Source organism: Aureimonas altamirensis, assembly GCF_023702225.1.
GTDB classification, from domain to species: Bacteria; Pseudomonadota; Alphaproteobacteria; order Rhizobiales; family Rhizobiaceae; genus Aureimonas; species Aureimonas altamirensis_B.
In genome coordinates this window covers 1-12,427 of record NZ_JAMQCO010000004.1, presented here as the reverse complement: position 1 = coordinate 12,427, position 12,427 = coordinate 1, and the positions used below count along the sequence as shown (strand labels likewise).

Annotated in this window: 12 protein-coding genes; 6 read left to right on the top strand and 6 right to left on the bottom strand. The window is 65.9% G+C overall.

The window, feature by feature from the left end; genetic code table 11:
* Position 1: 1 nt before the first annotated feature.
* The 6 genes from topA to ruvX all read right to left on the bottom strand — a co-directional run bounded on the left by topA (position 2) and on the right by ruvX (position 7,241).
* Entirely contained in the window at positions 2-2,665 is a 2,664-nt protein-coding gene (topA, locus tag NDN16_RS07600; protein WP_251113035.1) for a type I DNA topoisomerase, read from the bottom strand.
* A gap of 131 nt (positions 2,666-2,796) precedes the next feature.
* Positions 2,797-3,888 carry a DNA-processing protein DprA gene (dprA, locus tag NDN16_RS07595; protein ID WP_251113034.1) on the bottom strand — a complete coding sequence of 364 codons (1,092 nt, stop codon included), beginning with the start codon at positions 3,886-3,888 and terminating at the stop codon, positions 2,797-2,799.
* A 5-nt stretch (positions 3,889-3,893) separates the two neighbouring features.
* The gene (gene plsY / locus NDN16_RS07590; RefSeq protein ID WP_251113033.1) at positions 3,894-4,505 is read right to left on the bottom strand and encodes a glycerol-3-phosphate 1-O-acyltransferase PlsY; all 612 of its coding nucleotides are present in this window, start codon (positions 4,503-4,505) and stop codon (positions 3,894-3,896) included.
* A complete protein-coding gene (locus tag NDN16_RS07585) occupies positions 4,502-5,809 on the bottom strand; it encodes a dihydroorotase (RefSeq protein WP_251113032.1) in 1,308 nt (435 codons plus the stop codon). Before NDN16_RS07585 ends, plsY begins: the two co-directional genes overlap by 4 nt.
* Entirely contained in the window at positions 5,806-6,759 is a 954-nt protein-coding gene (locus NDN16_RS07580) for an aspartate carbamoyltransferase catalytic subunit (RefSeq protein ID WP_251113031.1), read from the bottom strand. Before NDN16_RS07580 ends, NDN16_RS07585 begins: the two co-directional genes overlap by 4 nt.
* A complete protein-coding gene (gene ruvX / locus NDN16_RS07575; RefSeq protein ID WP_251113030.1) occupies positions 6,756-7,241 on the bottom strand; it encodes a Holliday junction resolvase RuvX in 486 nt (161 codons plus the stop codon). Before ruvX ends, NDN16_RS07580 begins: the two co-directional genes overlap by 4 nt.
* Before the next feature lie 65 nt (positions 7,242-7,306).
* On the opposite strand from ruvX, the gene NDN16_RS07570 reads away from it, so the two are divergent.
* From NDN16_RS07570 to NDN16_RS07545, 6 genes are all read left to right on the top strand, one after another.
* Positions 7,307-8,008 (top strand): metal-dependent hydrolase, encoded by a 702-nt coding sequence (locus NDN16_RS07570; protein ID WP_251113029.1) that lies wholly within the window; start codon positions 7,307-7,309, stop codon positions 8,006-8,008.
* 105 nt (positions 8,009-8,113) lie between these two features.
* Complete coding sequence (gene gatC, locus NDN16_RS07565) at positions 8,114-8,401, top strand: Asp-tRNA(Asn)/Glu-tRNA(Gln) amidotransferase subunit GatC (RefSeq protein ID WP_251113028.1); 288 nt, start codon at positions 8,114-8,116, stop codon at positions 8,399-8,401.
* Between the two features lie 49 nt (positions 8,402-8,450).
* Entirely contained in the window at positions 8,451-9,932 is a 1,482-nt protein-coding gene (gatA, locus tag NDN16_RS07560) for an Asp-tRNA(Asn)/Glu-tRNA(Gln) amidotransferase subunit GatA (RefSeq protein ID WP_251113027.1), read from the top strand.
* A gap of 66 nt (positions 9,933-9,998) precedes the next feature.
* Positions 9,999-11,495, top strand: coding sequence for an Asp-tRNA(Asn)/Glu-tRNA(Gln) amidotransferase subunit GatB (gene gatB / locus NDN16_RS07555; RefSeq protein ID WP_251113026.1), 1,497 nt, complete (start codon positions 9,999-10,001; stop codon positions 11,493-11,495).
* 76 nt (positions 11,496-11,571) lie between these two features.
* A complete protein-coding gene (locus tag NDN16_RS07550) occupies positions 11,572-11,958 on the top strand; it encodes an NADH:ubiquinone oxidoreductase subunit NDUFA12 (protein ID WP_435301071.1) in 387 nt (128 codons plus the stop codon).
* Positions 11,959-11,960: 2 nt separating this feature from the next.
* Positions 11,961-12,365, top strand: a complete 405-nt coding sequence (locus NDN16_RS07545; RefSeq protein ID WP_435301082.1) for a DUF2155 domain-containing protein — start codon at positions 11,961-11,963, stop codon at positions 12,363-12,365.
* The last annotated feature ends 62 nt before the right edge of the window (positions 12,366-12,427 follow it).

Genomic DNA, 12,427 nt, shown 5'->3' with positions numbered 1-12,427 from the left:
GCTACTCCTTGTCCGCCTTCGCCTTCGCGCCGGGCTTTGCTTTTGCCTTCGGCGTCGCTGCAGCCTTGGCCTTGGGTGCGGCCGTCTTCTTTGCCGCCGGCTTCCGGGCCGGCGCCTTCTTCACCTTCGCGCCGGTCTTCTCGGCCCGCTCGTTCAGGAGCTGGATCGCCTCCTCCAGCGTGACGCTGGCCGGATCCTTGCCCTTGGGCAGGGTCGCGTTCACCTTGCCGGCATTGACATAGGGCCCGAAGCGTCCGTCCCGCACGGTGATCGCGCCGCCGATGGCAGGATGCTCGCCGAGCGTGGCGATTGCCGCCGGGGTCGATCGCCCGCGCCCTCCGCGCTCCTTCTTTTCGGCCAGCACCGTGACGGCCCTGTTGAGGCCGACCGAGAAGACGTCCTCGATGGATTCGAGGTTGGCATAGGCGCCGTCATGCTGAAGGAACGGCCCATAGCGGCCGAGCCCGGCCAGGATCGGCTTGCCGCTTTCTGGATGCGTGCCGACCTCGCGCGGCAGGTTGATGAGCTTCAGCGCCTTGTCGAAATCGAGTTCGGCCGGCACCCACCCCTTCGGCAGGGACGAGCGCTTGGCTTCCTTGCCCTCTCCGCGCTGGACGTAAGGGCCGAAGCGCCCGTTGCGAAGCGTGATCGCTTCGCCCGTATCGGGGTCGGTTCCCAACTCCTGCGGGTCATTCGTGGTTTCCGCCGCCTCGGCCGACATGTTGGTGCCGAGCTGCCGCGTGAAACCGCATTCCGGATAGTTGGAACAGCCGACGAAGGCGCCGAAGCGGCCGAGCTTAAGCGACAGCTTGCCGTTGCCGCAACGCGGGCAGGTGCGTGGATCGCCCCCGTCTTCCCGCTCCGGAAAGACGAGCGGAGCCAGTTCCTCGTTCAGCGCATCGAGGACGTCGGTGACGCGCAGCTCTTTCGTCTGGTCGACATGGGAGGAGAAGTCCCGCCAGAACTCGCGCAGCACGTCCTTCCACGACAACTCGCCGGCCGAGATCTGGTCGAGCTTGCCTTCCAGGTCGGCGGTGAAATCGTATTCGACATACTTGTCGAAGAAGTTGTGGAGGAAGGCCGTCACCAGGCGGCCCTTGGAGTCCGGCAAGAGCTTGCGCTTGTCCTGCACGATGTATTCGCGGTCTTCCAGCGTCTGCAACGTCGCAGCGTAGGTGGATGGCCGGCCGATGCCGAGCTCTTCCATCTTTTTGATCAGCGAGGCTTCCGAATAGCGCGGGGGTGGCTCGGTGAAGTGCTGGCTGGAATCGATACCGAGGCGCTTGAGGTCTTCCCCCTCGCGGATTTCCGGCAGCCGCGCCGACTCGTCGTCGTCATCCTGGGCGTCCGCTGTGGGGCGGCTGTCGTCGCGGTGGTCGATATAGGCCCCGATGAAGCCGTCGAACCGGATGACCGAGCCGGTCGCGCGAAGGTTGGCCCTGCTGCCGGCGTTTTCCGCCAGGATGTCCACGGTGGTGCGCTCGATTTCGGCCGACGCCATCTGGCTGGCGATCGCCCGCTTCCAGACCAGTTCGTAAAGCCGCGCCTGGTCCCTGTCGAGGAAGCGCTCCATGTCCTTGGGATGGCGGTCGAAGCTGGTCGGGCGGATTGCCTCGTGCGCTTCCTGGGCATTCTTCGCCTTGGTGGAATAGAAGCGCGGCTTTTCCGGCAGATAGCGGTCGCCGAAGGTGGAGGCGATAGCCTTGCGCGCGGCTGTCACAGCCTCCGGCGCCATCTGCACGCCATCGGTACGCATGTAGGTGATGAGACCCACCGTCTCGCCGCCGATATCCATGCCCTCGTAAAGGCGCTGCGCCACCTGCATCGTGCGGGATGCGGAGAAGCCGAGCTTGGCGGACGCCGCCTGCTGCAAGGTCGAGGTAGTGAAGGGCGGTCCGGGATTGCGCTTGGTGGGCTTGGCCTCGACACCCGTGGCGCGGAAGCTCGCGCCTTCCAGCATGGTGCGGATCTTGCCTGCCAGCTCGCCATTGTCCACGGCAAGCCTGTCCAGCTTGCGGCCGTCGAAGCCGGTCAGGCGGGCGGTGAAGCCATCGGCGCGTGGCGTTTCGAGCCGGGCCAGGATCTTCCAGTATTCTTCAGGCTTGAAGCGCTCGATCTCGGCCTCGCGGTCGCAGACCAGGCGCAACGCCACCGACTGCACGCGGCCAGCCGAGCGCGCACCCGGCAATTTGCGCCACAGGACGGGCGAAAGGGTAAAACCGACGAGGTAATCCAGGGCGCGGCGCGCAAGATAGGCATCTACCAGCGGCGCATCGATCTCGCGCGGGTTGGCCATGGCTTCCAGCACGGCCTGCTTGGTGATCGCGTTGAAGACGACGCGGCGCACCGGCTTCTGGCCGATGACGCGCTTCTGCCGCAGCACCTCCAGCACATGCCAGGAAATGGCCTCGCCCTCCCGGTCGGGGTCGGTGGCGAGGATGAGGCCGTCCGCCCCCTTGACCGCCTGGGCGATCTCGCTCAGCCGCTTCTGGCTCGGCTTGTCGACTTCCCATTCCATGGAGAAGTCCTCGTCCGGGCGCACGGAACCGTCCTTGGGCGGCAGGTCGCGCACATGGCCGAACGAAGCGAGCACCTTGTAGTCGCTTCCGAGATACTTGTTGATCGTCTTCGCTTTGGCCGGCGATTCGACGATGACGACGTCCATAGGCAATTGGTCCCGGATGTTTGATGCGCGGCGGCCGATTCCGACACCGCGCCCGAATCATGATGCTGCGCTCACATGGACAGCGCGGTTGCGCCGGTCAAGCCCGACAGTGGAATCCACCGGACGGCGGATCAACGGTAAAGAGACACCCGTCCACCGGCATGACGCTGCAGCCGGCCCGCCAGATCCAGCTCCATCAGCAACTGCTGGATGCGGGGCGCGGAGCTGCCCGTATGCGCGATCAACTCGTCCACGGTCACCGGCGCGGTGCCCAGCGCGTCGACGAGGATGCCGTCCTCTCCGGCCATGACGTCCTCGAGCCCGATCAGGCTGTCAGCGCGGCGCTGCAATCCGGCGTCCAGCCCGAGAGCCTCGGCAAGATCGGCTCCATCGCGTATCAGGATGGCGCCCTGCCGGATCAGGAGGTTCGGTCCTTCCGCACGGGCATCGAGCGGAGAGCCGGGAACGGCCATCACCGGACGCCCCATCCCCTGCGCCAGGCGGGCGCTGATGAGGGAGCCGGATCGCAAGGCGGCCTCAACCACCAGTAATCCGTCGGCAAGCCCGGCCACGAGCCGGTTGCGTCGCGGAAAATCCGCGGCGCGGGCCGTCCAGCCGAACGGCATTTCGGATATGAGCCACCCGCCATGATCGAGGATGCGTCGCATGAGCGGCTTGTTCTCGGGCGGATACGGCCTGTCCAGCCCTCCGGCGAAAACCCCCGCCGTACCGGTGGCGAGGCTGCCCTCATGGGCCGCTGCGTCTATGCCCCGCGCCAGGCCGGAAACGACGGCGAGCCCGGCCTGGCCGGCCGCTTCCGCCAGGCTGCGCGCAAGGCGGCTGCCGGCCATGGACGCATTGCGCGCGCCGACGATGGCAAGCGCCCTTCGCTTCGCAAGCGTCGCATCGCCCATTACAGTCAGGACGGGAGGCGGCGGCGTCAACCGCGCCAGGGCGGGCGGGTAGTCGGCCTCGCCATGGAAGACGATGCGCGCGCCGAAACGCGCAGCCTTTTCGATTTCGGTTTCGGCTTGCGCGCGATCGGCCGGCTGGACACGACGGCCGGCCCTGCCGGCGCCTTCCGCCATCGCGTCTATCGCACTCGTGGCATCGCCATGGGCGGCGATCAGCGCCTTGAAGCCGGCCGGGCCGATGCCGCGCCCACGCGCCAGCCGCAACCGCGCCAGCCTTTCTTCATCCGGCAGGATCGCGTCGGCAGGCATGCCTGTCAGCCCTTCGAGCCGATTTTCGTTTCCGTTCCAGCTAGAAGCCGGCGGATATTGCCATGATGCTTCAAGTAGACAAGGACGGTCAGAAGCGCCGTCAGCCCGGCGATGAAGCTGTCGCCCCACAGCCACAGCGCTATCGGAACCACGAGCGTTGCCGTCAGGGCGGCAAGCGATGAATATCGGAACAGGAGCGCCATCGCGAGCCAGATGACTGCGAAGACGGCAACCCCCATCGGGGCGAGACCCAGGAGAACACCGATATAGGTGGCGACGCCCTTGCCGCCCTTGAACCCCAGCCAGACCGGAAAGAGATGTCCCAGGAAGGCGAACAGGCCCGCGATCCCGGCAGCCTCGACGCCCCAGCGCCAGCCGACCAGGACAGGCACGGTGCCTTTCAGGATATCGCCCGTCAAAGTCAACGCGGCCAACAGCTTGTTGCCGGTTCTCAATGCGTTGGTTGCGCCGATGTTGCCGGATCCGATCTTGCGGATATCGCCGAACCCGAAGGCACGGGCCAGCACGAGCCCGAAGGGTATGCTGCCGCACAGATAGCCGAACGCCGCTGCCAGAAGCGCGGTCTGTACGGGCAGGTCCCCGAGAATTCCGGTCATGCTGCATCCTCCGCCAGCCGATAGACGACTTTCCCGCCGACGATGGTGCAGACGGCGCGGCCCTGGAAGCGGGCATTCTCGAATGCGGTGTTTTTCTGCAGGGAGCGGATGTCGCCGGCGCCGAAGATGAAGGGCCGGTCGAGGTCGACAAGCGCGATGTCCGCCGGCTTTCCGGGCGCCAGCGTGCCGCTGTCCAGCTTGAGCAGCCGGGCGGGGCCGATGGTCAGGGCGGACAGAAGGCGCATCAGGGGCACCGCGCCCGAATGATAGAGCCGCAAGGCGGCGGGCAGCAGGCTTTCGAGGCCGATGGCCCCGGCCGTGGCCTCTGCGAAAGGCCGGCGCTTGACGTCGGCATCCTGCGGGTCGTGCGACGAGACGATGATGTCCAGCGTCCCGTCGGCCAGCGCATCCACCATGGCCTGCCTGTCTTCTTCGCGGCGCAGCGGAGGCGACAGGCGGAAGAAGGTGCGATACTCGCCGATATCGTTTTCGTTGAGCGTCAGGTGGTTGATGGACACGCCCGCCGTCGCCGACACGCCCTTGTCCTTCGCAAGGCGCATGGCATCCGCCGACATGCCGCAGGATAGCTGCGCGGCGTGGTATCGAACGCCTGTCAGCGCGGCCAGGCGCAGATCCCGCTCCAGCGGTATCGTCTCGGCCTCGCGCGCAATGCCCGGCAGGCCGAGCCACGAGGCCAGCAGCCCTTCGTTCATCACGCCCGAACCGGTCAGTGCGGCGTCCTGCGTCTCGTGGCAGAACAGGGCATCGAAATCGCGCACATAAGTCATGATGCGGCGGATCAGCGCCGGGTTCGACAGGGTGCGGCGCCCCTCGGTAAATGTATGGACGCCGGCCTCCGTAAGGATGCCGATCACGGTCATTTCCTGGCCCTGCAGCCCGCGCGTCAGGGCTGCGGACGGAAACACGTTTACGGCGCATGTCTCGCGCGCGGTCCGCATGACGAACTGGGCCAGCGCCACTTCGTCGATCACCGGGTTGGTGTCGGGCATGGTCAGGATGGAGGTGACGCCGCCGGCAGCCGCGGCCTCTCCGACGGAATGGATCGTTTCGCGATGCTCGAAACCCGGCTCGCCGATAAAGACGCGCGCATCCACGAGACCCGGCATGGCGAGAAGGCCGCGTGCATCGATGACATCCGCACCGTCCGGCCGTCCGGCATTCAGGGCATCACGGCCGCAGGCGGCCACCGCACCGTCCCTCACGATGATCGCGCCGACCTCGTCCAGGTTGCGCGATGGGTCGATTATCCTTGCGTTTTCAATAACGAGCGGGCGCGTCCTCATGTGTTGTCTCCGTCGGTTCCGGCCAACCATTCCATGACGGCCATGCGCACGGCGACGCCCATTTCCACCTGTTCCTCGATCACGCTTTGCGGCCCGTCGGCGATGCCGGAGGCGATTTCGACGCCGCGGTTCATCGGGCCCGGATGCATGACGAGCGCGTCGGGCCGGGCCAGTGCGAGCTTTTCGGCGTCCAGTCCGAAATGCCGGAAATATTCGCGTACGGAGGGCACGAACGCCCCCTCCATGCGCTCGCGCTGGAGCCGCAGCATCATGACCACGTCCACGTCGCGCAGGCCTTCGGCCATGTTGCGATGAACGCTGACGCCCATGTCCTCGATGCCCGAGGGCATCAGCGTGGAAGGCCCTATCACGCGGACTTCGGCCCCCAATGCGTTCAGCAGCAGGATGTTGGAGCGTGCGACGCGGCTGTGCAGCACATCGCCGCAGATGGCGACGGACAGTCCGGCTACCCGGCCTTTCCGGCGGCGGATGGTGAGCGCATCCAGCAGCGCCTGCGTCGGATGCTCGTGCGCGCCATCGCCGGCGTTGACGACGGAGCAATCGACCTTCTGCGCCAGAAGCGCGACCGCCCCGGCGGCGTGATGGCGCACCACGAGGATATCGGGGCGCATCGCATTCAGCGTCATCGCCGTATCGATGAGGGTTTCGCCCTTCTTCACCGAGGAATTGGCCACCGACATGTTCATCACGTCGGCGCCGAGGCGCTTGCCGGCCAGCTCGAACGAGGATTGGGTACGGGTGGAAGCTTCGAAGAAGAGGTTGATCTGCGTACGCCCCTTCAGGGCGGACTTCTTCTTGTCGCGCGAGCGGCTGACGGCGATCTCGCTTTCGGCGAGATCGAGCAGATGATGAATCTCCGGCAGCGAAAGGTGCGCGATGCCGGTCAGGTGCCGGCGCGTCGGGGCGGGGGTGGTCTGTGCTGGGCTCATATCGAGTCCTGCTCATAGGCCAGCCCGGCCAGCCTGTCGAGCGCGCCCTGCAGGATGAAGGCGGCCGCCGCCGAATCGATCTTGGCGGCGCGCTTGCGGCGCGACAGGTCCGCCTCGATCATGCCGCGCTCGGCCGCCACCGTGGAAAGCCGCTCGTCCCAGAAGGCGATGGGCCTGTCGTCCAGCCGGCTGTAATTGCGTGCGAAGGCCCGTGTCGATTGCGCGCGGGGCCCCTCGCTGCCATCCATGTTGAGCGGCAGCCCCAGCACGATGGCGCCGCATCGGGCCGCGTCCAGCGCCTTGCGCAGGGCCTGCGCGTCCTGCGTGAACTTGGCGCGCGCCAGCACCGGGCGCGGCGTCGCGAAACGCAGGCCAAGGTCCGAGACGGCAAGCCCGATGGTCTTCGTGCCGAGGTCCAGCCCGGCCACCACGGTGCCGCCTGGCAAGAGGGCGGAAAGATCCGCAATATCCACGATGGCCATCGGTTCTTGATCCTCCGGGGTGGGGTGTCACATATCGCGTATCACGCAAGCGGAGCGCTTCTAGCATGAGACTGACCTATTACGGCCATTCGGCCTTCCGGATCGAGACCGGGTTGAGCACGATTCTCGTCGATCCGTTCCTGACGGGGAATCGCCATTTCAGCGGCGATGTCGCCGAGGCGGCGAAAGGGGTTACGCATATCGCGCTGACGCACGGTCATTCCGACCATGTCGGCGATACGCTGGATATAGCCCGGCAGACGGATGCGCGGGTGATCGGCAATTTCGAGTTGGCGAGCTGGCTCGCCGGAAAGGGCGTCGCAAACGTGGAGCCCGGCAATACCGGCGGCACGCTCCGCTTCGACGACTTTTCCGTCACCCTCACGCAGGCGTTCCATTCGTCCGGCGCGATCGGGGAGGACGGTTCGGTCACCTATCTCGGAATGCCGAACGGGCTCGTCTTCCATTTCTCCGACGGGCCCAGCATCTACCACATGGGCGATACCGACATCTTCGGCGACATGGCCCTGATCCAGGAGCTGCATCATCCGCAGATCGGTCTCGTGCCGATGGGCGATCGGTTCACCATGGGCGCGGCCGTCGCTGCACTTGCCTGCCGCCGCTACTTTTCGTTCCAGAAGATCGTGCCGATCCATTGGGGCACCTTCCCGCCGCTCGACCAGGGAACCGAGCGTTTCGAGGAAGCCATGGACGAGGACGCATCGCGCGTTCTGAAACCGCAGATAGGCGTCGCCTTCGAGGTTTGATGCCTCGGGGCCGCAGCGCGTTCGGGCGGCACCGTTGCCCCCGGACGCCCGGCCCGATATAGCGACGGGGCAAACCTCGTCATCCCTGTTTGGAAGGCCGTACCCGTGTCCGTCGATAAAGAAACCGTCCGTCGCGTCGCCCGTCTGGCGCGCATCGCCGTTTCCGAAGACCAGCTCGATTCGATGCAGGGCGAGTTGAACGCCATCCTGGGCTTCGTCGAGCAACTGGGCGAGGTGGATGTGACGGGCGTGGAGCCGATGACCTCGGTCACGCCCATGGCCATGAAGAAGCGGCAGGATACGGTGACGGACGGCGACAAGGTGGCGGACATCCTCGCCAATGCCCCCGTGTCCGAGGACAATTATTTCGTCGTGCCGAAAGTGGTCGAGTGAGTAGGCCAGGAATCCGCGCGTCCATGCTTTCCAGAACTGCGATATCACGATGACCGAACCGACAAGCCTCACCATCGCGCAGGCGCGTGACGCGCTCAAGGCGCGCAGCCTTTCCGCCGTCGAGCTGACCGACGCCTATCTTGCCGCCATCGAAGCGGCCAACCCGACCTTCAATGCCTATGTCAGCGTGACCGCGGACAAGGCGCGCGGCATGGCGAAGGCCTCGGACGAGCGGTTGGCGGCCGGCAAGGCCGGCGCGCTCGAGGGCATACCCCTCGGCGTCAAGGACCTGTTCGCCACCGAAGGCGTGCATACCCAGGCGGCAAGCCATATCCTCGACGGGTTCCGCCCGCGTTACGAATCCACCGTCACGGCCAATCTGTGGGCCGATGGGGCGGTGATGCTCGGCAAGCTCAACATGGACGAGTTCGCCATGGGCTCGTCCAACGAGACCAGCCATTACGGCCCTGTGGTCAACCCCTGGCGCGCCGAGGGCTCCAACCGCAATCTCGTACCCGGCGGGTCGTCCGGCGGTTCGGCCGCTGCCGTCGCCGCCCATTTGTGCGCCGGGGCGACGGCCACGGACACCGGCGGCTCCATCCGCCAGCCGGCGGCCTTCACGGGTACGGTCGGTATAAAGCCCACCTATGGGCGCTGCTCGCGCTGGGGCACGGTGGCCTTCGCCTCGTCGCTGGACCAGGCCGGGCCCATAGCGCGCGATGTGCGCGATGCCGCCATTCTTCTGAAGTCGATGGCCTCCGTGGACGACAAGGACACCACTTCGGCGGACCGCCCCGTGCCGGATTACGAGGCTTCCGTCGGGCGTTCGGTGAAGGGCATGCGCATCGGCATCCCGCGCGAATACCGGGTCGACGGCATGCCGGAAGAGATCGAGGCCCTGTGGCAGCAGGGCATCGCATGGCTGCGCGATGCCGGCGCGGAAATCGTGGACGTGACGCTGCCGCATACGAAATACGCCCTGCCGGCCTATTACATCGTGGCCCCGGCGGAAGCGTCGTCCAACCTCGCCCGGTATGACGGCGTGCGCTACGGCCTGCGCGTGCCCGGCAAGGATATAGCGTCGCTCTACGAGAATACGCGGGCGGCCGGCTTCGGCGCGGAGGTCAAGCGCCGCATCCTCATCGGCACCTATGTTCTGTCTGCGGGTTACTACGACGCCTACTATCTCAAGGCGCAAAAGATCCGTACGCTGATCAAGCGGGATTTCGAGACGGTCTTTGCAGACGGCGTCGATGCGCTTCTGACGCCGGCGACGCCCAGCGCGGCCTTCGCCATCGGCGACGAAGAGATGAACTCCGACCCGGTCAGGATGTACCTGAACGACGTGTTCACCGTCACGGTCAACATGGCGGGCCTGCCGGGCATCGCCGTGCCGGCGGGGCTTTCGGGGCAGGGTACGCCGCTGGCGCTGCAGTTGATCGGTCGCCCCTTCGACGAGGAGACGCTGTTTGCGACGGCCTCGGTGATCGAGCAGGCGGCCGGCCGTTTCACGCCCGCCAGATGGTGGTAGGCGAACCCTTCCGGCAAGACAGGATGCGCCGTCATGCGGCTGCGTCGAACGACACGAGATAGTTGAATGGCCATCGTCGATACGCGCATACCCGATCCGAAGAAGTTCATTTCCGGCGCCACCGGCGATTGGGAGATCATCGTCGGAATGGAGGTCCACGCCCAGGTTCTGTCCGAGGCGAAGCTGTTTTCGGGCGCCTCCACCACCTTCGGCGCCGGGCCGAACGAGAATGTCAGCCTTGTCGATGCGGCGATGCCGGGCATGCTGCCCGTCATCAACGAGGAGTGTGTCCGGCAGGCGGTGCGCACCGGCATCGGCCTGAAGGCGAAGATCAACAACCGCTCGATCTTCGATCGGAAGAACTACTTCTACCCGGATCTGCCGCAGGGCTACCAGATTTCCCAGTTTCAGCAGCCGATCGTCGGCGAAGGCATCGTCAAGGTGTCCGTCGGGCCGGACTCGAAAGGCGAGTTCGAGGAGATCGAGGTCGGCATCGAGCGCCTGCACCTGGAGCAGGATGCCGGCAAGTCCATGCACGACCAGCATCCCACCATGTCCTATGTCGACCTGAACCGTTCGGGCGTGGCGCTGATGGAGATCGTCTCCAAGCCGGATATCCGGTCGGCGGAGGAGGCGCGCGCCTATCTGACCAAGCTTCGCACGCTTCTGCGCTATCTCGGCACCTGCGACGGCAACATGGACCAGGGTTCGATGAGGGCCGACGTCAACGTATCGGTGCGCCGGCCGGGCGGCGATTTCGGGACCCGGTGCGAGATCAAGAACGTCAATTCCATCCGCTTCGTCGGACAGGCGGTTGAGGCCGAGGCGCGTCGGCAGATCGCCCTGATCGAGGATGGCGGGACGGTGGTGCAGGAAACGCGCCTTTTCGACCCCGCTAAGGGCGAGACGCGGTCCATGCGCACCAAGGAAGACGCGCACGACTACCGCTACTTCCCCGATCCGGACCTTCTGCCGCTGGAGTTCGACGACGCGTTCGTGGCGGCCCTCGGCGAAAGACTGCCGGAGCTGCCGGACGACAAGCGCGCGCGGCTGATCGCCGGTGGGCTTTCGGCCTATGACGCGTCCATCCTTGTGTCGGAAAAGGCGGTTGCGGACTTTTTCGAGCAGGTCGCCGAAGGGCGCGATGCCAAGCAGGCGGCAAACTGGGTGATCAACGATCTTCTGGGAGCGCTCAACAAGAACGGGCTGTCCATCGACGAAACACCGGTGACGGCCGCACAGATGGGCGCCGTGCTGGACCTGATCCGCGAAGGCGTCATCTCCGGCAAGATCGCCAAGGACCTCTTCGAGATCGTCTGGACGGAAGGCGGCGACCCGCGCGAGCTCGTCGAGAGCCGGGGCCTGAAGCAGGTGACGGATACGGGCGCGATCGAAAAGGCCGTGGACGCGGTTATCGCGGCCAATCCGGAGAAGGTCGAGCAGGCCAAGGCCAAGCCGACGCTGGCCGGCTGGTTTGTCGGGCAGGTCATGAAGGCGACGGGCGGCAAAGCCAACCCCCAGGCCGTGAACGACCTCGTCAAGGCGCGCCTGGGGCTGGATTGATTGGACTTTTACGCCGGGTCGGCGCATATGCAGGTCAGGCAAGGCCGGGCATGCCCGGCAAACCGGGAATGACGCGATGAAGTTGAAAGACTGGCTGCTGGAAATCTTCACCTGGTGGAACGGCCAGACCATCGGAACCCGCTTCTACACCTGGCGCTTCGGCAAGCGCGTGGGCGAGGATGAGCGCGGCAACGTCTTCTACCAGAACGCGGACGGATCGCGTCGCTGGGTCGTCTTCAACGGCCCGGTGGAGGCGACGGCCATCGGAACCGGCTGGCATGGCTGGATGCATTTCCGTGTCGATACGCCGCCATCGCAGGAAGATTACCAGCCGCGCCCGTGGCAGAAGCCGCATCAGCAAAACCTGACGGGCACCGCGTTGGCCTATCGCCCCAAGGGCTCGCTTCTCAACACGGCGGAGCGCCCGCGCGTTACGGGCGATTACGACGCCTGGCAGCCGTGAGCTTGCAGCCTTTCCGTAAACGGGCGGCGCTGGCCGCCCTCGCGCTTGCCGCGATGGCGATCCCTGCCGACGCCGCGCGGCTGGAAAACCGCGTTGCCGTTTTCTCGGGGCTCGACAAAATTACCGGGCGGATCACCAGCTTCGATGCCTATGTGAACGAAACCGTCCAGTTCGGCACGCTGCAGGTCACGCCGCGCGTGTGCTACAGCCGGTCGCCGGACGAGGCCCCGAAAACCGACAGCTTCGTCGAGGTGGACGAGATCACGTTGGAACGCGAGATCCGGCGTATCTTCACCGGATGGATGTTCGCGGATTCGCCTGGCCTGAACGCCGTGGAACATCCGGTCTACGACGTATGGCTCAAGGATTGCCGAGACGATTCCAGCGTGCCGCCGCCGCAGGGCTGACGGCCGACATTGCCGCTCGTGCCGGGCGAGGGGGCGGAAGCGCGGACGAAACCGCCCCGCCG